The sequence below is a fragment of the Rossellomorea sp. ABR4_004 genome (assembly GCF_056159585.1).
This window is the reverse complement of record NZ_JBSWVM010000003.1, coordinates 36,290-56,085: the sequence shown is the minus strand read 5'-3', so window position 1 is coordinate 56,085 and position 19,796 is coordinate 36,290. Positions and strand designations below refer to the sequence as shown.

Below are 19,796 nucleotides of genomic sequence, written 5' to 3'. Positions count from 1 at the left end.
ACTCTTAACATGAAGGTAATTACATATGGTATTTTTAGTAGTTAATATCTTAACAAAAAAGCCATATCCGCTATGGATACAGCTAAAGTTCATCGTCATCCCTATCTTTATAAAAAAATGAATAGGTTTTGACTAAGCCAATCAAAAATAAGCAAATGGAAAAATAGGCGGGCAGAAGATGGGTTAACGAGGTGTACCCGATAGCAAAATGAATATATATCCCCGAAATAAAGGCAGGGAGCCCTCCTATCAGAAGGGTCCGCCAAACCCACTTATTTCCTTGCTGAAAGCCCCAAAGTGAGAGAGTTAAGACTAGTAATCCCACACTTAATAAAGCACTTCCGAATCCCGCTCGATCATGTGCAATTACGGGAATGAGGTTCTGATTGAACTCATGAAGAATCTCCGGTGGCATACATAGGTAAAGAAGATCCGTCGGAACAAAAACAGAAGTAACCCCAAAGTAAGAAATGACAAGACCACCAAGAACAAAAGAAAATCCCAGTACGACAAATGCAAGCTGACCATACAGGGATTGCATCCATATAGTATGATTTCTTCGATTTCGAGATGAGGGAGTTCCTTTTATCCACCTTGTATGAATCCAGCCATAAACGTAAAAAGGAAGCAAAATGAGCCAAAATAAAAGATGAAGCCAGTCAAAATAGCCATACCCAATAAATAAGAAAATTCCCAGAAATCCTGTAATGGCGGCAATATCTATGGACTGTTTGGCCCATAGGAGCCCTCTCCTGACACCATGAAAGGAGAGCTGCATATACACAATCCCTCCAGAAATCATAGTACCTGCTAACGTCATCCGATCATGAGCCATAAATTTTACAATCCGGTCGTTGAATCCAGCAATCGATTCCTTCTTCATCCCCAAGTAATGTTCATCATACGGCAGAATCACCGAAGTTAAACTAAAAAGGAAGGCTAATAGTCCCCCTAAAAAAATAAATAAACCAAAATACCAGTAAGATAGCCATCCCTTTTGATGAGGTAGCTGTTCGCTCATATCATCCACTAATGCTTCATTAATGCGTTTGGTTAAACCAGGACCTGAAAAGACATAACCATCTGAGAGGAGGAGGAGGTCTGCACCCGCACTTAGTAGAGATAGTGCCTGACTTGGTTCATGAACTCCCCCTGATATGATGATTGGTAGAAACGGGATAGCCTTTTTGTAAGTACGAACGGTTGAAAGGAGGGTGTTGAATTCATCCCCTTCCACAACGATTCCTGAAATATTTTCAATATTCAATTTATAGAGGAGTTCTAACGTTGGATTTGAGATGAAAATCGGTTTGGCACTATGGAAAGTAGGATGAATTTCATCACCTTCAACAATATATCCATCTGCAAATACATCTAATCTATTCATCATTATAGATAATTCTGTTGGTGTCCCAGACAGACGTATAAGGAGGGGTTGTTTCTTTCTAACCTTACTTAATTTCTTCAGAGTCCTGTCTATTCCGATGGATTCAAGGGGATCCGGAAATCGAATACGCTCCATCCTATGATCTGCAACAGGGTAAGAATGTTCTGTTGAAGCCTGTAAAGTTACAGGGCCAATTTCAATAAAGCCAAAGCCTAAATGAACAAAGGCAGATGTTCCTGTTAGCAAGGGATCAATTTTACCGGAGAGCCCAACAGGATTGGAAAATTCTATCCCTTTGATTTGTTTATTCAGTTTAGGGGAGCACTCTTCTCTACCTAGAAAATGGATGATGTTAGGACCAAGAGGGAGAGAAGCGATTGTACTCATTCCTCTGTGTATAAACTCTCTCGAGATGTAAGCAGGGAGTTTGGATAAAGCGGGTTTGAATATTCCGTGGTAGGACCAATCAGGCATAGCACATTCCTCGCAATTTATTGTAATACCATCATTCTATCAGGGATTTTGATAGCGTGGGTGGGGAATTTAAAGAAGAAGTCAGTTACGTGAACAAGCGAACAAATGAATTACTTCTATGAAACGATTGTGAGGAAAGAACGTGATATAGATAAGACCGAGAATCTGAATCCTCATAATGATAGTTTATGTTCAAGACCAGAACATTTTTTAGTTCTTTTTTCCTTAATTCCGTTTGGTCGGTTATATCTTCTGATTTCCGTCGATATACTTTACAGGTTTATTTCAATGGAAAAGGAGAGAGTGTATGATTAAAAAGATTTCTATGACAGTTTTGGCACTTTTTTTATTACTGCCGTCCTGGAGCCAGGCAGGTTCATTTGGTAAGGATGATCCTTCTGGAGTTCCCGGGCAGTGGTATGTAGGTACAACTCCCTCGTATGTAGCCCCTTCCAAACACCCAATTCTCTTTGTTCATGGACTAAATAGCTCTTCTAACACATGGTGGAATGAAAATAATATGTATGACACAGCCTATCAAAATGGTTATGAAACCGCTTTTATTGATCTTTATCCAACAAAGAATATGTGGGATAACGGTGCCCTCCTGGCCCAGAAAATTAGTGACATATACAGTTACTACGGAGAAAAGGTAGTGGTCGTAGCCCATAGTAAAGGGGGAATTGATACGCAATCGGCTCTTGTACACCATGGAGCTTATCCATATGTCGCAAGGGTGATCACCCTTTCCACGCCCCATTATGGTTCACAGCTGGCAGATCTCGCTTATAGCAGCTGGGCGGGGTGGTTGACAGGCATTTTAGGAAGTAAGAATGATGCCACTTATTCACTGCAAACAGGATATATGAGCTATTTCCGATCTGAAACGGACCATCATCCGAATGTAAATAGAAATCCAATCTATACGTTTGGCGGGACGAAATGGGGAAGCTTCGGAAGCTCATTATATTGGGGAGGATTGTACCTCAGGGCTTATGGCAGCAACGATGGAGCCGTTACGGTTAATAGCTCACGACTCCCCTATGGGACAGAACTGAGAGTGGGGGATTGGAATCACTCGACCATCAAAGAAGGTTCATCTACATTTAATATATTCAGAAATTATTTGAATGAAGTGACCAATACGTCTGAATTTAGCTCTCAAAGTATGGTCGAGTCGAATGTTGCAGAGAACGCAGCCTCTTTTGTTAGAGGAGGAGAATTTAGTGGAAAGAAACAAGAAAAGGTATTAGTAGAACATGGGGTTCAGTCCGTAACATTTGATTGGATCAGCAATAGCCCTTCTTCACAGTTGATACTTAAAGATCCTGGTCAAAAAGCAAATTCAATCTTCAAGGTAAAAAAGGATGAAAGTGAATATTTTCACGGTGCGTATCACCATACCGTTTCCGTTCAAGACCCGGCACCAGGGCAGTGGACGGTTGAAGCATCGTCGTCTTCAGAAGAAAACTATCTCTTACATGTGTCTTTTGAAAGCGCAACGAACGATGCATTGAGTATCCAATTAGCACAGGATGAAATCAGCTTGAAATCAGTTGACAGAAAGGTACAGCTTAAACCAGCTATGACCATTGAATATTACAAGAATGGTAAGTTGAAGAAGAGTAAGGTGAAAACAAAGAATGACTCATTAAAACTCCCGAAGCTTGGAGAAGGAGTTTATAATGTGACCATTGATGTAGAAGGAAGCAAGGACAAAACGATGTTCCAAAGAACGATCATTAAAACCATTTATGTTGATGCTTCAGGGAAGGTTTTTGGACAATAGGATAGGTTGAAATTCATTGGGAGAGGAGAGAATGTTTTATTAGTTTCTCATATTTTGAAAGTGAATAAAAATGGTAAAGGGCCAATCCTTGACGGAATGGCCCTTTTATGGTTGGAGCAATTCTTCAATATACTCTCCGTATTTATCAGCCACAATTATGGCGCCATGACTATTTAAATGAACACCATCTACAGTATACTTCAATCCCCGTTTAGAAGAAAGGTGGTCAATTCGGAGAGAACTTTTATAAAAAAGAGCATCTTTCATGATGCTTAAAATGCTGGTGTTAATAAAATCGCAGCTGTTGCCAGTGGATAAAAGTTGATGGAAAACTTCTTGCATATTAAGAAAGTGGATGGAGGGATTCTTGCCCGTGGTGAATTGGATAATGAAAGAAAGCTCCCTTAATTCCAGGTTGAATTCGTTATCGAGACGCTCACCGATTATAGCTGGAGAAACTGCAATGGTGTATCGGGATGAGGAAGAAATGTTCTTTAATATGTTTCGATAATATTCTTTGAACTCATCATGATCTTTTACAACTGGCTGTGGCTGAACTTTTAACAGCTTTGAGTATACATCGTTCACGCCGATCCAGAGGAATGTAAGGTCATAGTTTGTTTGTAAAGGGGTATTGGTGAGACGGGTATGTAAACTCTTAACTGTTTCACCAGGTTTTCCAAAATTGTCAAAAACATAATGTGGAAACTTTTTTTGTAGAAAGGAAACGAACGATACCCCCGGTCTACCTTCCGTTAAACTATCTCCAATAAGACCAATTTTCATGGGATGCCCTCCTTTGTTAATATTAGAGCGGGTACCGATGATTTTTGATTATTTGTATAAGGATGAAGTAGAGAAAGACTTCCTATTTGGAAGTCTTTCTCTACTTCACGATCATCACGGGACATTTAGCCCTTTTTGCAACTTTATGGCTTACACTTCCCAAGACCATTTCCTGAAATAGATTTAATCCCCGGCTTCCAATGACTACTGCATCGAAGTTGTTTTTGTTTGCATGCTCAACAATGGTCGGCCCAGGATCTCCGTGTAAAAAGATAATCTCATAGTCGATGCCTTCCTGCTTGGCTTTTTGTTCTATCATTTGCAGTTTCTGCTTCCGTTTATCTGTCGCATCCTGTCCCCAGTGGTGCAGAACATCTTCCTTGGATTGCTTCCCGTCTATTACATATACAATATCTATTTTTGAGCCTTCATGGCATTTTGCGAGAGAGATCGCTTTTTCTCCTGCCCTTAGAGAGTGTTCAGATCCGTCTGTTGCGAGAAGAATGTGTTTGAACATTTGCTTTTCCTCCATCCGATGAAAGCGCTTAGTATTTAGTTCTATATTTTTATTCAATTCCCTCTTCGGAACTTAATGATTTTTTTACATGTATTTGAAATGATGCAGATTATCAGTGGAATTTAGAGTAAATGAAAGATAAATTGTTATGTTTGCGCTTTCATAACTGTTTCACAAATTGAATCATCCATTATATAATGTCCCTTGTGTTAAACGGCCCCGACTTTCATGAGAGTTGAAAGTCATCAATAAAATAGGAAGAGGTGTGTTATGAATTTAAGTCAAAAAATTAAATATGAGTGGTTTGGTAATATCCGTGGAGATGTGTTAGCCGGTTTAGTCGTGGCTATGGCATTGGTCCCGGAAGCAATTGCGTTTTCTATCATCGCAGGTGTCGATCCAATGATCGGGTTATATGCTTCCTTCTGTATTGCAGTAGTGATTGCGTTTGTTGGCGGTCGTCCGGGAATGATTTCTGCCGCAACGGGTGCTACGGCCCTGGTCATGGTGACGTTGGTTGCAGATCATGGCTTACAATATCTGTTAGCAGCGACCATCTTAACAGGTGTGATTCAAATTATCATGGGTGTCCTTAAACTAGGCCGCTTAATGAAATTTGTACCACGTTCCGTTATGGTTGGATTTGTAAACGCACTTGCCATCTTGATTTTTACTTCACAGTTACCACACTTTGTTGGTGAAACGTGGATCATGTATGCTATGGTGGCTGGTGCTTTAGGGATCATATATATTTTACCGCGCTTTACAAAAGCAGTTCCTTCCCCATTAGTGGCCATTATCGCTGTGACAATTTTCGCGGTGATGACAGGAAGTGGAGTACGTACAGTTGGAGATATGGGTGAGCTTACTCAAGCTTTACCAGTCTTCTTGATTCCTGATATTCCATTTAACTTCGAGACATTGCAAATCATTTTTCCATATTCTTTATCCATTGCCATTGTAGGGTTGGTTGAGTCTCTGTTAACTGCTTCTATTGTTGATGATATGACAGATACCACAAGTGATAAGAATAAAGAAGCAAAAGGTCAAGGGATTGCAAACATCGTATCCGGTCTTTTCGGTGGAATGGCTGGTTGTGCAATGATCGGACAATCAGTTATTAATGTCAAGTCAGGTGGACGGGGACGTTTATCAGCATTTGTGGCTGGTACATTCTTAATGATTTTAATTCTATTGCTTAATGATTTCTTGGTTCAAATTCCAATGGCTGCTTTGGTTGGAGTCATGATCATGGTGTCCGTTGGGACATTTGATTGGGCTTCAGTGAAGAACTTACACAAAACACCGATTACAGACTCTCTTGTTATGATTGCAACAGTTGTCACTGTATTGTTTACTCATGATTTATCAAAAGGTGTTCTTGTCGGGATTATCTTAAGCGCTATATTCTTCGCTTCCAAAATATCAAAAGTGAAGATTACCACGATGGCGTCTGAAGAAACTCACAAGAAGGTATACCGTGTGTCAGGTCAATTGTTCTTTGCTTCTGTTACAGAATTTGTTGAAAGCTTTAATTTCAATGAAGATGTGAAGGAAGTAACGCTGGATTTAACTCACACACATTTATGGGATGATTCTGCTGTTGGAGCGATTGATAAAATCGTTATCAAATACCATCAGAATGGCGTAAAAGTAAATCTGATTGGTCTGAATACCGAAAGTAATAAATTAATTGACAAATTGGCCGTGCATAATAAGCCCGGTGGATTAGATAAAGCCGTTAACCATTAATTAAGATTTGAAAAGTCCTTGGTCAAGTGATCAAGGACTTTTCTATTTATTCTTCGTTGCACAATTTGCCCCAAAAACCAAAGAATGATGAAAAAAGGTTGAAATAAGCATATAAGTATTTTATTATATAAGCGAGAGCTTATATAGGGGCCTTTAGAAAGGTTCTTATTTATTCTTATTATATAAGTAAATAATAATATGCTGATAATATAAGTGATTGTGGAGGTGTTTACATGCTTAAATCAAAAGTTGATATTGAAAGGGCTGCAACAATGTTAAAGCTTCTAGGGGATAAAACCCGTCTTACGATGGTGAAATTATTAGAATCCAATGACTGCTGTGTGTGTGAATTTGTCGAGATTTTCAAAATGAGTCAACCTGCCATATCACAGCATATTCGTAAATTGAAAGATGCTGGACTTGTGAAGGAATTAAGAAGGGGTCAATGGGTCTTTTACTCTCTTAACAAAGAAAGTGATGCGTACCCGTTTGTTCAAAGCCTGTTGGAACACTTGCCTAATCAGGATGATCGATTAACAGCATTAGAAAAACAAGGATTACGCATTTCTTGTCATTAGGAGGAGGGTTTCCTGTGTTATCAGTATTTTTAGCTACCATGATTTTTGTGGCCACATTGGTCCTTGTGATTTGGCAGCCTAAAGGATTGTCCATTGGCTGGTCTGCTTGTGGAGGAGCGATCCTTGCCTTGATTGTAGGGGTCGTTGACTTCCAGGATGTTGTGGCTGTGACAGGAATAGTCTGGAATGCGACTTTAGCATTCATTGCCATTATCATTATTTCACTAATTTTGGATGAAATTGGATTCTTTGAATGGTCTGCTCTACATATGGCGAGGGCAGCAAAAGGGAATGGCGTCAAAATGTTTGTGTACGTTTCCCTTTTAGGAGCGGTTGTCGCAGCATTTTTTGCGAATGATGGAGCTGCTTTAATATTGACTCCGATTGTTCTGGCAATGGTGAGAAACTTGAATTTTGAAGAAAAAATGGTGTTTCCATTTATCATGGCAAGTGGATTCATTGCCGACACGACTTCATTGCCGCTTGTCGTCAGTAACCTTGTGAACATCGTGTCCGCCGATTTCTTTGATATCGGGTTTGTGGAATATGCATCAAGAATGATCATTCCAAACTTCTTCTCATTGTTTGCAAGCATCTTGGTACTGTATCTGTTCTTTAGAAAAAGCATTCCAAAGAATTACGATGCCAGCCAGCTGAAGAAACCGGTTGAAGCGATTAAAGATCAGCGTATGTTTAAGCTATCCTGGATCGTTCTTGGCATCTTGCTGGTTGGTTACTTTATCAGTGAATCACTGCACATACCTGTATCGATTATCGCGGGTATTGTGTCGATTTTCTTCTTATTAATGGCTAGGAGAAGCTCAGCTGTCAACACGAAAACGGTCATTAAGGGTGCTCCATGGGCGATTGTATTCTTCTCGATTGGAATGTACGTGGTAGTGTATGGTTTGCGTAATGTAGGACTGACGAATGTGTTAACGGATGTTATTCAAGTGGCAGCTGATCAAGGACTGTTCGTCGCTACGATTTCCATGGGATTCATTGCAGCGATTCTGTCATCGGTGATGAACAATATGCCTACCGTTATGATCGATGCGATTGCGATAATGGATACGAACACTACTGGGGTTATTCGGGAGTCCCTTATTTATTCCAATGTCATTGGTTCTGATCTTGGTCCGAAAATCACCCCCATTGGTTCACTGGCAACTCTCTTATGGTTACACGTTTTATCATTGAAAGGCGTGAAAATCTCATGGGGGCAATATTTTAAAACGGGAATTATTTTAACTGTACCAACATTACTCATTACCCTTATTGGTTTATATATCTGGTTAATGATCATATCTTAAAACTTACAACAAAAGGAGCTCGATTACTATGTCTAAAAAAACACTATACTTCTTATGTACGGGTAACTCATGCCGCAGCCAAATGGCAGAAGGTTGGGCGAAGCATCATTTAGGAGAAGATTGGGATGTGAAAAGTGCAGGTATTGAAGCGCACGGATTAAATCCTAACGCAGTAAAAGCAATGAAAGAAGCGGGAATTGATATTTCAGGCCAAACTTCTGACATCATCGATCCTGTCATTTTGAACAATGCAGATTTAGTTGTTACACTTTGTGGTGATGCAGCTGATAAATGCCCTATGACCCCTCCACATGTCAAGCGTGAGCATTGGGGCTTTGATGACCCGGCAAAAGCCGAAGGAACCGATGAAGAGAAATGGGCATTCTTCCAACGCGTTCGTGATGAAATCAGCGATCGCATCAAAACATTCGCTGAAACCGGGAAGTAAGAAAAGATAGAGGGACGGACCTCATGGGAATTTTTATAGTCCTGTCCAATAGGTCCGTCCCTCTTTTATAAAGCCGAGAGATCTTCTCGGCTATTTTTTATATAAATTTATGAGTGGGAGTGAAATGTTGATGGTGAAGGTTGAAATTTTTGATCCGGCAATGTGCTGTTCGACGGGGGTTTGTGGCCCCAGTATCGATCCTGAACTTACTCGTGTCGCGAATGCTGTATATTCACTTGAAAAACGAGGGTTTGATATTAGCCGATACAATTTAGCGAATGATCCAGGGGCATTTGCCGACCATGAGGTGATCAACCGTATTTTACACGATGAAGGTCCGGATGCTTTACCTGTCACACTTGTTGATGGAAAACAAGCCGCTTTTGGAAAATATCCTTCAAATGAAGAGTTTTCAAAATGGTTTGAAGTACCGGCTGAAGAATTGAATGAGAAAAGAAAAGTACGACAAAAATTGGAAATTAATAAGAAATGAGAAAGTTGGGGTACAATGTTCACATCTTTTCAATTAGATGATGTCAATCAAACACCCTTCATCTTTTTTACGGGTAAAGGGGGAGTGGGGAAAACGTCTACGGCAAGTGCAACAGCCATTGCCCTTGCTGATGAAGGAAAAAGGGTGCTGATCGTCAGTACAGATCCAGCTTCCAATTTACAGGATGTATTAGAAACCGAACTTACCAATCAACCTAAACAAGTTCCAGGTTTACCGACATTATCCGCCTGTAATCTTGACCCGGAAGAAGCAGCTGCATCATACCGTGAAAAAGTTATTGGACCATATAGAGGGAAACTTCCTGACGCAGTAGTAAGCAATATGGAGGAACAGTTGTCTGGTGCATGTACAGTTGAACTTGCTGCTTTTGATGAGTTTACAAGTTTGCTTGCAGACTTTGCCATAGTAGATCAGTTTGATCATATTGTATTCGATACAGCACCGACAGGTCATACGCTACGTTTGTTGCAGCTTCCAACAGCTTGGACGGGGTTCTTGGAAGAGAGTACACATGGAGCATCTTGTTTAGGACCTCTTTCAGGGCTTGGGGACAAGAAGGATCTGTATTCTTCAACTGTAAGCGTATTATCCGATAAGAAAAAAACGACACTTGTTCTTGTTGCACGACCGGATACTTCCTCGTTAACGGAAGCTGACAGGGCATCAAAGGAACTCCAGGACATTGGAATAAAAAATCAAATGTTGATTGTAAATGGATTAATGGGTAAGCACCAATGGGATGACCCGATTGCAACGGCCTTTTACAGTCGCCAGCAAGAAGCGTTACAAACAATGCCGATTTCTCTTAAGGAAATTCAAACTTATTCACTACCTTATGTAGCGTACTCCTTAACAGGAACAAATTCATTGAGACAATTATTCTCTCATGTACAGGTTAACCCGAATGCTGTAACTGAAATTGACGATGAATCCATTGAATTTTCCGGATTAAAAGAAGTGATAGACGACTTCTCCATGAACAATTCACGTGTCATTTTTACGATGGGAAAAGGTGGAGTAGGGAAAACGACAGTCGCTTCAGCTATTGCTGTTGGCTTGATTGAGAGGGGACATAAGGTACATTTAACTACAACAGATCCCGCAGCCCACTTAACTCATATGTTTCAAGAAGAACCAGGGAAGGTCGACTTGAAAATCAGTCGGATCGACCCGAAAGTAACGGTTGAGTCGTATAAAAAGTCCGTTCTTTCAAAAGCTTCAGAGAGTCTCGATGAAAAAGGAATGGCGTATCTGGAGGAAGATTTAAACTCCCCTTGTACGGAAGAAATCGCCATCTTCCAATCATTTGCAGAGATAGTAGGGAAAGCGGATGAAGAAATAGTCGTGATTGATACTGCTCCAACGGGACATACTCTGCTATTACTGGATGCAACTGAATCATATACAAAAGAAGTGGCGCGTTCAAAAGGAGAGGTAGAAGACCATGTGAAAAATCTCCTGCCACGTCTTCGTAATCCCAACGAAACGAGCGTAGTGATAGTGACATTGCCTGAGGCTACCCCTGTTTTCGAAGCGAAAAGACTTCAGGAAGATTTGCAACGAGCTGAGATCCACCCAAAATGGTGGGTCATCAATCAAAGCTTAGCGGTGACGAACACAACAGATTCCGTGTTAAGAGGCAGGTCTGTCTCAGAACGGGAATGGATACAAAAAGTGAAAAACGACTATGCAAACAAAACCGCTCTAATTCCATGGATGAGTGAAGAAAAGATAGGGTACAAAAAGCTAATGGATTTCTCTAAGTAAAGGTGGATAACAATGAAATATAATGAATTAGTGAAGGACAGAATTTATATCGGAGGTTTCGAAGATGCAGATTCTGTTCGTGATAAAGTGGATATAATCGTCGACTTACGAGCTGAAGCACCTGGAGTGGAATTTGATGATGTAACTCGCATGCATCGCCCGATCGTAGAGGAGGCTGATCAACAAGAAGCGTCCGTAAGACGTGCAATCAATGAAGTGGTAACAGCCTATCAAAATGGCAAAAACGTCTACTTCCACTGTAACGGAGGAAGTAACCGAACAGGCACGGTCGCAGCAGGAACTCTCCTATCACTGGGAGAAGCCTCCACACTCGAAGAAGCCGAAACAAAAGCTAAAAACGTCCGACCAAAAATTAACATCAAACCAGAACTGAAAAATGTATTAAAAGTACTATTTTCAAACAATTGAGGGACGGACCTCAAAAAGGAAAGGGGATTGTATACAATGAATATTACGAATGAAGCAAAAGAAGTACTGTTGAATGCAATGGCAGAGAACAACTCGGAAGGTATCAGATTTTTTCTTAATCAAGGTGGTTGCTGTGGGCCACAAATTGGGGTTTCTTTAGATTCAGCTCAAGCAACGGATAAAGTGGAAGAAATTAATGGGGTTTCGGTTGCCTTTGATACGAATGTGATTTCTATGACTGAAGAAATCACATTAGATGTGCAAGAAGGGGGTTTAGTATTAGTGGGTGTACAGGATAGCGACTGCTGTTAAGGTCATCCTAAATAGAATAAGCCTGTTCTGGGTATTTTTGGTACTTAGAAACAGGCTTATTTTGATGATGGAAGGATCTCAAACGAAAAGACCAGCAAAGGACATAATCCCTGCTGGTCCGGCAAACTCTTTAGTTAATTCCAACTGCATCAAATGATAGTTTAACAGCATTGACTTCTGCTGAAGTGCTTCCGTATAAATCGGTTGCAGCCTGGACAGCTGCAGCTCTTGCCTGACTGAAGGTGGAGGAAGCTGTCAGATACACTGTATTCATACGATAATAAATATCCCCAAGCTTTTCGCGGCCAATTCCGGGAACGGTTATTCCATAATGACTACCACCTTCACTTAAAAGGTAAGCCTGCTTATTAATGATCCCACTGTTTGTATGAACACCGCCGTTATCTCCTGTACCAGTATAACGTTTAGAGTAGTGGTCAGGGTCACCGTATTTAGCGGGGTTGCTCATAGAACGAAGGGCATCGCCGGATGTGCCAGGAGTATAAATATCTTCTCCAATCTCGAAATCTGGATTCGCTCCATTCTCATACTCTACCAATGTTCCAAAAATATCTGAAATCGCTTCGTTTAAGGCTCCCGATTCATTCTGATACACAAGGTCAGAAGTAAAATCTGTCACCGCATGAGTTAATTCATGGGCCACAACGTCAATGCCGCCTGAAAGTGGGGCAAACGTTGTGCCATCTCCATCCCCATACACCATTTGAGACCCGTTCCAAAAGGCGTTATTGTATCCGCTGCTGTAGTGAACAGAAGACACCAAGCGTGCGCCTTGATTATCATAAGAATTACGATTGTAGTTATCCTTGTAGAAGTCATACGTGACACCTGCGAAATGATGAGCATCAACTGCAGGAGCATCATATGCAGCATGTAGCACATTATCGCTATCTGACCATAAAGTGCCTGGTAAGAAAAATTGTGGGAAGAAGGTACGATTGTTCATGTTGTATGTATACACACCATTTCCCCGAGTATTATCCTGCAAATAGTACTTTCCACTTGAAAGTGTTGTGTTCAACGGTTTCGTGTCACCCAATACGCCTTTACCGGTACCTACTTGATTCGTTCCAGTGACTTCATGCATGTCATTGTATTTATTTAATATCTTTCCTGATTTCGCATCAATAAAATAGTTCCAGTTACCAGGAGACGGTTCTAAATAATTCAAGTTTACAAAATATGCAAAGGAAGCAGTATCCCCATCTGTATAGATCACTAATTCCGGTTTTGCTTCTTTTTCTAATTTCGGGTGGAGTCCAAGGTCTTTCTTAGCGATCTTTAAGGATTTTTTCGCGTTCACTTTCTTATTTGATGAGGTTATCTTTTGATCCAAGTCAGCTACGACAGTACCGGAAAAAGCTTGGAGTGTGCCATCTTCCTTTACAACTGCTGACTGTGTGGAACCCCAGACAGGTACTCCATGGTAGGTTTGCTGAATACGAACGACTTTATTTCCAAGTTCGTCTTTTTCGACAGATAACACCTTGAACTGCTCGTCCGATTTCTTATTAGAAAGTTTGAATTTCGTCTTGTTCTTCTCTAAAAAGGAAAGGACGATTGTCTCCGCTTTTTTCCCGGATGGGGCAGATAGTAATCCTGAAACAAATTCGGGTGTTCCTTCCTTTTTATTCATTTGAAAGAGAGCATTGTCCGATGGTGCAGCTAAACTCCCAGTAGCCATCATTCCAGACAGTAATCCAATGGATAACCCAACGCTAATGATTTTATTATTTTTCAAATCAATTCCTCCTCTTTTTCTAAAAATTCTGTCAAAAATAGATTATCATAGGAAGGAAGAAGAAGGTATTGAGAAAATGGAGGACTTTTTGAGGATATAGAGTAGGACATTAATGGTAGTATTCAGGAAAATTTTCATGAATACGACTCTTTTTATTAGATTTATATCTTTTGTTAATATTTTTTAGTGATAATAGAAGCGGGGTGGGGTGTGAAATGCGAGTGATTTTTCCTTATTTGTTGTTGGCGAAGTAGATTCAATAATCGCAAAACCCCCCTCAACCGATTGGTTGAGGGGGGATACTATTTAGTATCTTACAGCATCGTAAGAGTTAATTCTTCCATGTTGGAAGTAAGAGCCTGTACCGCTGATAGGATCAGCTGTTTGTTCGATCGCTTGACGGATTTGAACATTGTTTCTTCCCTGCCCTGCAAGTAATCCTGCTAATCCTGCAACGTGAGGGGAAGCCATCGATGTACCTGACATGTATGAGTAGCCGTTGTTAGGTACGGTTGAAGCAATGTCAACTCCTGGAGCGGTTACATCGACCCACGTTCCATAGTTTGAGAAAGATGCTCTACGGTCTCTGGAATCAACTGCTCCGACGGCAATCGCGTTAGGGTAAGAAGCTGGTTCAAACGTTGTTGATACTCCGTCATTTCCAGCAGCGGCAATGACGACAGATCCTTTGTTCCACGCATAATCAACTGCACTTTTTAACGTTGTTGTATTACAGTCGCAACCAAGAGAAAGATTTAGAACTTCTGCGCCTTGATCTGCAGCGTAACGAATACCTGCCGCGATATCATCAAGTGATCCACTTCCGTTGGCGTCCAATACACGAACGGCAAGAATCTTTGTATTAGGAGCCATACCGGCAACCCCGGTGCCGTTGTTCGTTTCAGCCGCAGCAGTACCAGCTACATGAGTACCATGTCCATTTAAATCCATCGGATAATAATCATTGTCGACGAAGTCATATCCACGAATCGTTTTGCCATCTAAGTCAGGGTGGTTATAATCTACACCTGTATCAAGCACGGCGATTTCCTGACCGCTGCTACCACGTGCAAGATCCCATGCACTAGGTGTATACGTGTTTTGTGGTCCATATTGATATCCTTGGTAGTAATAATCATTTGGGGTCCAGGTGGCTGAGAAAGTATAGTTAGGTTCAGCATATTCTACGTTAGGATTCTTGCTTAATGCTTTTACGGTCGCTTCTACATTTCCTACTTTTAACACTTCGAAGGGCTTCTTTTTACTAGCTTTTTCTTTTACTGAAGAGACATTCACTTTTTTGAGGGTGTTTCCTTTTTCAGACTCTGCCACACCTTCTTTAAATTTTACAATAACCTCACCTTTTGCATAACTTCCTTTTTCGAGGCTTTTACTGACATCTGTCTTTTTCGGGGCTTTCTCAAGAGGGTTTTGATCTTGTGCAAAGGCACTTCCTCCGAAACTAGGTACGAGAGCAAGTGATGCAGCTAGAGATAAAGCAGCAATTTTTTTAAACTTCATAATAGTATTCCTCCGTTTTTTCTTTTTTTTGGCTCAACGACAAATGAATTGAATAGTAAAACGTTTGCTTGTGGAATTACCCCCTCATATGAAAATTCACAAGAATAATTGAGAGTGTGTATGAAAAACTATGTATATGATTCTTGCTAACTAGGATTCTAGCAGACCCTTCTAAAAAACTGAATAGGTCAACAATTCAGAATTTGTAAGTTATTGGAAGTTTGTGGGTAGCCAAATGCAAAAATCACCGAGAATCAAGAAAACTTTCCTCCAAACTCTCTCAAAAACAAAAATAAACATAGGAAAACAGTCCCGTATTTTCCCAACATCATTTTAAAAACTTTTGAGGGACGGACCTCTATTTTTAATGAATATAGAACGGTAATCATGCTTGAATTCAATAATTTGCATCATTAGGAAGATGATTTAGAGGTCCGTCCCTCTAGGAAGGGGAGAATGGGGGGGCATCATCATTAATAAGAAAAAGGACTTCTGTCAATGAAGTCCTTTAGGTTATGCTATTTCATTTTAATGATTTTCTACTGCTTTATTTAATGATTGATAGATTTTCATGCTTGAAATGTTTATACCCATCTGTACAAATTCGATACTCATTTCTGGGCGCATACCTGATAAAATCGGTTCGATTCCCAATAATTTAAGGCTATCGATCAGTTTCATGATTCCTTGTTGGAACAGCGGGTTCACTTCATACACACCGGAAAGATCGATGATCAATTTATGAATGGACAGCTTTTTACACTCAAGAAGGACATGCTCTGCCATCATTTCTCCACGTACTTCATCCACTTGTCCAATGAGAGGCAATACAGCCAAGTCGGAGAAGATGGGAACGACTGGAGTGGATAAGGACAAATACTTTTCTTCAGATATTTTCAGCTGTTCTTCTGCATACTCACTATATGCTTCACAGAAAGCAGAAATCATAGTGGTGAATGTGTGATCAATATCGTTTGTGATTTGCAGTAGGATTTCTTTAGATATGGTTGCAGCATTGTGCAAAACGATATCTTCTAGTATCACTTTTTTATATAAAGAGGATTTACTTATGGACATATGCAAAGGGACTCCTTGGCCAGATGCAAGTCTTCCAACTTCTTTTCCCCACTGACTTGATTTGTCTAAGTTACTTTCTCCCCTTAGTAAGCCCTCCCCTATAAGTTCGATAAGCTGCTCAAAATAAGGAAGGCTTTCAATTCTTCGTGCTTCCACGTAAAGTGTTGGATAAGCAGCTAAAAGCGCAGAGAAAATGTTATTGGCGATTTCATGCTTTCTCTCAATCAATTGATCCCCAATAGAAGTAATGATTGTATGGTGAGTCATTTTTCTCCTCCAAGTGTATGATTTTCCTTTATTATAAAGTATTATTAATTTTTAGTATAGGCTGGAAAGACTAGAATAATAGTATACCAGGTATATTGACAATAGGATGTCATTACCTTATAATTTCATATAATTTAAAATATTTCCAATTAACGATGAAGAGAAGATCATAATGAAGTAATTGATGTACAGAGAGCTCTATTAGCTGAAAAAGAGCCATCATGTTCATAATGGTAAAAGACTTGGAGTTATGTATAAAGCTCTTTTCTGCAGTGAATACATCGGTTTCTCCCGTTATAGAGATAGGATATACAATGTATCCAAAGAGGTTGGTATGGTGACATGCCAACAAACTGAGGTGGTACCGCGAAAAATAAACTCTCGTCCTCAAGAATTATTTCTTGAGAGTGGGGGTTTTTTATTTTATTAAAAGGAGTGTTTGGTATGAACCCTGTATTACTTGAAGTTCCACCAGTGTTAGAAACGGAAAGGTTAATACTGAGAATGCCTCAGCCAGGTGATGGCAGATCAGTGAATACAGCCATTAAGGCTTCTCTATCCGAATTAAAACCGTGGTTAGGATTTGCGCAAAATGACCCTTCAGTAGAAGATACGGAAACGAACACCCGTGAAGCTCACGCAAAATTTCTAACAAGGGAAAGTTTGAGGTATCTAATCTTCCGAAAAGATACAAATGAATTCGTCGGTTCAACAGGATTTCACAACATTGATTGGAGTGTTCCAAAATTCGAAATCGGTTATTGGATTGATACAAGAATGAGTGGGCATGGTTACATGTTGGAAGCCGTTGGGGAATTGACCGATTTTGCCTTAACTGAATTGAAAGGAAAAAGAGTGGAAATCAGGTGTGAATCCACAAATGGGAGGAGCAGGGCCATTCCTGAAAGGCTTGGCTATGTGCTTGAAGGAATTCTGCGCAATGAGGACCTTTCAGTTGATGGGAAACGGTTAACCGATACGTGTGTGTATGGAAAAATATAAATGGATGAAGGAGGGTTTAAATGAAGCAGCTCCTTCATCTATTGTAACCGTCATTTAAATGACTGTTTATTATTAAGCTGCTTCTGACTCTTTAGAATGAACTTTTTTCATGAATTCGTTTACATCTCCAGGGACTCTGCGGTCAATTTTTGAAACGATATACACAGAAAGGAATCCAATCGGAACCGTGATTAACCCGGGTACATTAAACTGTAGGAAATCAGGTAGGGTAGATTTAAAGAAAATCATGTACATAGAAGCAATTAGACCGATTACAAGTCCGGCAATAGCACCTTTCTCTGTCATTCCCCTCCACCATATACCCAGGATGAAGATTGGTGTAAACGTACTCGCTGCAACCGTAAATGCCAGTGCAACCAGATGACCGATGGAAGCTTCTTTTACCATTAGACCAAGAACACCATATAGAATACCAAGAACGATAATCGAAACCTTTCCTGCTAATACACGTTCTTTTTCTGTGATGTTTTTCCGGAAGAATGTTGCATATAAATCATGAGCCAAAGCACCGGAACTTGCAATGAATAAACCGGATAGGTTTGAAAAGACGGCAGCAAATGCGCCCGCAATTACAAGACCAAGCAGCCACTCTCCACCAAGGGCCTGCGCAGTAGAAGGAACAACCATATTGTTTCCTCCGGCTATCAGGTCTTTCATAACACCTGGATCTGTGTCTCCGCTTAGAAAAATCGAGCGCCCGACCACTCCAAGGTATACGGCAAAGAAAAAGAATACACTGGCAATACCTATTGCCATAAGAGCGGACCTACGAGCTGCTTTAGCACTAGGATTTGTGTAGAAACGAAGCAAAATATGCGGAAGTCCAATTGTACCGAGTGAAAGTCCGATTGTCATTGATATGGTTTGCCAGAATGATGGGAAGTAATTGCCGGTACCTGTCCAAGCTGCACCATCGAAAGGAATATCCTTTCCATCAGTAGTAAAACCAGCAGTTCCTGAAATAACGCCTTTAAATTCATTAATCGAAGCCAGGATTTCATGGTAATGGAGTCCACCATAGATAGCCGCACCAACCATAAGAAGGAAGGCACCCAGACGAATCCATAGTTCGAGAGCCTGGTTAAGTGTAGTTCCCTTCATACCACCGATTCCAACGTAAAAAATCATGACAGAACAGGTGAAAATAATTCCAAATTCATAGCTTGTCCCAAAGAACATACTTAAAATTTGAGCAGCACCAAGTAACTGAGGGGCTGCATAGAAGCCGGAAATGGCTAAAACCACAGCAACAGCTGCGAGGCGTGCGCGTTTGCTGTGAAAACGATACGCTAAAAAGTCTGCAACTGTATAGGCTCCGAATCGACGAAGGGGACCTGCTACGAAAATAGCTAAAAGTGTCAGACCAATAGAAAAGCAAAATGCATAGTAAGCCCCATCATACCCAAGCTGATAGGTTAAGCCTGCAATACCAAGAAAAGTTGCTGCGCTTAAGTAGTCTCCTCCTATAGCTGAACCGTTAGTAAACCAGCCAAAGCTTCTACCACCAACAAAATAATCAGAAGCAGTGGCATTTCTTTTTGATAAATAGGTGATATAAACGATCGTCCCCATTAAGAGGAGCGTCAATAGGAACTTTGGTTCTAGTAAAGCACCCATCAATTGATTCTCCTTTCCTCAGAAGATGTACTGGAGTGGTTGGGAATATGGCGATCTTTCTTTAATCGTTTCTCATAAAGAGTAGTATGTACATAGGCAATGATGAAGGCCATCCCCATGGCCACGATACTTGTGAAAAACCAGCTATACGTCATACCACCCCACATACGTGAGAACATAAAACCATCAGCATACCAATTCAATACCGGGATTGATAAGATAAAAACATAATAAAAAAGCGTAAGTTTAATTCCAGTGCTGAATTCACCCTTCATGATTTTTCTCGTTTCCGGATCGAGTGGCTCAAGTTCGCTGACATCTATAGTGTCTGCAGCCACATAATCATATTCTGAATACTCTCCAGCCATAAAAGACCCCTCCTTAAGGTTTGTGCTATTGATGATTTGATTACTGTCCTCCTTTACAAATGCTAAGATAGTATAAAATTGATTTTACGTTATAT

18 protein-coding genes are annotated in these 19,796 nt (G+C 40.5%); 10 read left to right on the top strand and 8 right to left on the bottom strand.

Annotation, left to right across the window (positions count from 1 at the left end; genetic code table 11):
* Nucleotides 1–82 precede the first annotated feature (82 nt).
* The gene (locus ACXAF2_RS17355) at nt 83–1,861 is read right to left on the bottom strand and encodes a dihydroorotate dehydrogenase (RefSeq protein WP_475140538.1); all 1,779 of its coding nucleotides are present in this window, start codon (nt 1,859–1,861) and stop codon (nt 83–85) included.
* A gap of 307 nt (nt 1,862–2,168) precedes the next feature.
* Here ACXAF2_RS17355 and ACXAF2_RS17350 point away from each other — a divergent pair, with 307 nt between their 5' ends.
* Complete coding sequence (locus ACXAF2_RS17350; protein WP_475140535.1) at nt 2,169–3,650, top strand: esterase/lipase family protein; 1,482 nt, start codon at nt 2,169–2,171, stop codon at nt 3,648–3,650.
* Nucleotides 3,651–3,755: 105 nt separating this feature from the next.
* Here the strand turns inward: ACXAF2_RS17350 and ACXAF2_RS17345 are convergent, their stop codons facing one another.
* Both ACXAF2_RS17345 and ACXAF2_RS17340 read right to left on the bottom strand, forming a co-directional pair.
* Complete coding sequence (locus ACXAF2_RS17345) at nt 3,756–4,436, bottom strand: SGNH/GDSL hydrolase family protein (protein WP_475140533.1); 681 nt, start codon at nt 4,434–4,436, stop codon at nt 3,756–3,758.
* Nucleotides 4,437–4,536: 100 nt separating this feature from the next.
* Nucleotides 4,537–4,953, bottom strand: a complete 417-nt coding sequence (locus tag ACXAF2_RS17340; RefSeq protein ID WP_475140531.1) for a universal stress protein — start codon at nt 4,951–4,953, stop codon at nt 4,537–4,539.
* Nucleotides 4,954–5,223: 270 nt separating this feature from the next.
* Here ACXAF2_RS17340 and ACXAF2_RS17335 point away from each other — a divergent pair, with 270 nt between their 5' ends.
* The 8 genes from ACXAF2_RS17335 (at nt 5,224) to ACXAF2_RS17300 (ending at nt 12,066) form a co-directional block, all read left to right on the top strand.
* Complete coding sequence (locus ACXAF2_RS17335) at nt 5,224–6,705, top strand: SulP family inorganic anion transporter (RefSeq protein ID WP_475140529.1); 1,482 nt, start codon at nt 5,224–5,226, stop codon at nt 6,703–6,705.
* Nucleotides 6,706–6,938: 233 nt separating this feature from the next.
* Nucleotides 6,939–7,283: an ArsR/SmtB family transcription factor gene (locus tag ACXAF2_RS17330; protein ID WP_475140527.1), complete on the top strand. Its 345-nt coding sequence runs from the start codon at nt 6,939–6,941 to the stop codon at nt 7,281–7,283.
* 14 nt (nt 7,284–7,297) lie between these two features.
* The gene (locus ACXAF2_RS17325) at nt 7,298–8,596 is read left to right on the top strand and encodes an arsenic transporter (protein WP_475140526.1); all 1,299 of its coding nucleotides are present in this window, start codon (nt 7,298–7,300) and stop codon (nt 8,594–8,596) included.
* 28 nt (nt 8,597–8,624) lie between these two features.
* A complete protein-coding gene (arsC, locus tag ACXAF2_RS17320) occupies nt 8,625–9,044 on the top strand; it encodes an arsenate reductase (thioredoxin) (RefSeq protein ID WP_475140524.1) in 420 nt (139 codons plus the stop codon).
* A gap of 130 nt (nt 9,045–9,174) precedes the next feature.
* Complete coding sequence (gene arsD, locus ACXAF2_RS17315) at nt 9,175–9,537, top strand: arsenite efflux transporter metallochaperone ArsD (protein ID WP_475140522.1); 363 nt, start codon at nt 9,175–9,177, stop codon at nt 9,535–9,537.
* Between the two features lie 15 nt (nt 9,538–9,552).
* On the top strand, nt 9,553–11,325 hold the full coding sequence (gene arsA, locus ACXAF2_RS17310) for an arsenical pump-driving ATPase (protein ID WP_475140520.1): 1,773 nt from the start codon (nt 9,553–9,555) through the stop codon (nt 11,323–11,325).
* 12 nt (nt 11,326–11,337) lie between these two features.
* Complete coding sequence (locus tag ACXAF2_RS17305; protein WP_475140518.1) at nt 11,338–11,754, top strand: protein-tyrosine phosphatase family protein; 417 nt, start codon at nt 11,338–11,340, stop codon at nt 11,752–11,754.
* A 36-nt stretch (nt 11,755–11,790) separates the two neighbouring features.
* Nucleotides 11,791–12,066, top strand: coding sequence for an adhesin (locus ACXAF2_RS17300; protein ID WP_475140516.1), 276 nt, complete (start codon nt 11,791–11,793; stop codon nt 12,064–12,066).
* 130 nt (nt 12,067–12,196) lie between these two features.
* Here ACXAF2_RS17300 and ACXAF2_RS17295 read toward each other — a convergent pair whose 3' ends face one another.
* The 3 genes from ACXAF2_RS17295 to ACXAF2_RS17285 form a co-directional block, all read right to left on the bottom strand.
* A complete protein-coding gene (locus ACXAF2_RS17295) occupies nt 12,197–13,774 on the bottom strand; it encodes a M4 family metallopeptidase (protein WP_475141270.1) in 1,578 nt (525 codons plus the stop codon).
* Nucleotides 13,775–14,134: 360 nt separating this feature from the next.
* A complete protein-coding gene (locus ACXAF2_RS17290; protein WP_475140514.1) occupies nt 14,135–15,349 on the bottom strand; it encodes a S8 family peptidase in 1,215 nt (404 codons plus the stop codon).
* 528 nt (nt 15,350–15,877) lie between these two features.
* Nucleotides 15,878–16,693: an STAS domain-containing protein gene (locus ACXAF2_RS17285; RefSeq protein WP_475140512.1), complete on the bottom strand. Its 816-nt coding sequence runs from the start codon at nt 16,691–16,693 to the stop codon at nt 15,878–15,880.
* A gap of 444 nt (nt 16,694–17,137) precedes the next feature.
* On the opposite strand from ACXAF2_RS17285, the gene ACXAF2_RS17280 reads away from it, so the two are divergent.
* Nucleotides 17,138–17,695 (top strand): GNAT family N-acetyltransferase, encoded by a 558-nt coding sequence (locus ACXAF2_RS17280; protein ID WP_475140510.1) that lies wholly within the window; start codon nt 17,138–17,140, stop codon nt 17,693–17,695.
* Between the two features lie 72 nt (nt 17,696–17,767).
* Here ACXAF2_RS17280 and ACXAF2_RS17275 read toward each other — a convergent pair whose 3' ends face one another.
* Both ACXAF2_RS17275 and ACXAF2_RS17270 read right to left on the bottom strand, forming a co-directional pair.
* A complete protein-coding gene (locus ACXAF2_RS17275) occupies nt 17,768–19,336 on the bottom strand; it encodes a sodium/solute symporter (protein ID WP_475140508.1) in 1,569 nt (522 codons plus the stop codon).
* Complete coding sequence (locus tag ACXAF2_RS17270) at nt 19,333–19,701, bottom strand: hypothetical protein (RefSeq protein ID WP_475140505.1); 369 nt, start codon at nt 19,699–19,701, stop codon at nt 19,333–19,335. The genes ACXAF2_RS17275 and ACXAF2_RS17270 overlap by 4 nt, the downstream gene beginning before the upstream one ends.
* Nucleotides 19,702–19,796 lie beyond the last annotated feature (95 nt).

Coding starts and splice junctions, on each gene's coding strand:
- ACXAF2_RS17305 (WP_475140518.1), top strand. CDS start 11,338: ATGAAATATAATGAATTAGTGAAGGACAGAATTTATATCGGAGGTTTC.
- ACXAF2_RS17285 (WP_475140512.1), bottom strand. CDS start 16,693: ATGACTCACCATACAATCATTACTTCTATTGGGGATCAATTGATTGAG.
- ACXAF2_RS17270 (WP_475140505.1), bottom strand. CDS start 19,701: ATGGCTGGAGAGTATTCAGAATATGATTATGTGGCTGCAGACACTATA.
- ACXAF2_RS17295 (WP_475141270.1), bottom strand. CDS start 13,774: ATGATGGCTACTGGGAGTTTAGCTGCACCATCGGACAATGCTCTCTTT.
- ACXAF2_RS17290 (WP_475140514.1), bottom strand. CDS start 15,349: ATGAAGTTTAAAAAAATTGCTGCTTTATCTCTAGCTGCATCACTTGCT.
- ACXAF2_RS17335 (WP_475140529.1), top strand. CDS start 5,224: ATGAATTTAAGTCAAAAAATTAAATATGAGTGGTTTGGTAATATCCGT.
- arsC (WP_475140524.1), top strand. CDS start 8,625: ATGTCTAAAAAAACACTATACTTCTTATGTACGGGTAACTCATGCCGC.
- ACXAF2_RS17300 (WP_475140516.1), top strand. CDS start 11,791: ATGAATATTACGAATGAAGCAAAAGAAGTACTGTTGAATGCAATGGCA.
- ACXAF2_RS17345 (WP_475140533.1), bottom strand. CDS start 4,436: ATGAAAATTGGTCTTATTGGAGATAGTTTAACGGAAGGTAGACCGGGG.
- ACXAF2_RS17330 (WP_475140527.1), top strand. CDS start 6,939: ATGCTTAAATCAAAAGTTGATATTGAAAGGGCTGCAACAATGTTAAAG.
- ACXAF2_RS17280 (WP_475140510.1), top strand. CDS start 17,138: ATGAACCCTGTATTACTTGAAGTTCCACCAGTGTTAGAAACGGAAAGG.
- ACXAF2_RS17355 (WP_475140538.1), bottom strand. CDS start 1,861: ATGCCTGATTGGTCCTACCACGGAATATTCAAACCCGCTTTATCCAAA.
- ACXAF2_RS17340 (WP_475140531.1), bottom strand. CDS start 4,953: ATGTTCAAACACATTCTTCTCGCAACAGACGGATCTGAACACTCTCTA.
- arsA (WP_475140520.1), top strand. CDS start 9,553: ATGTTCACATCTTTTCAATTAGATGATGTCAATCAAACACCCTTCATC.
- arsD (WP_475140522.1), top strand. CDS start 9,175: ATGGTGAAGGTTGAAATTTTTGATCCGGCAATGTGCTGTTCGACGGGG.
- ACXAF2_RS17350 (WP_475140535.1), top strand. CDS start 2,169: ATGATTAAAAAGATTTCTATGACAGTTTTGGCACTTTTTTTATTACTG.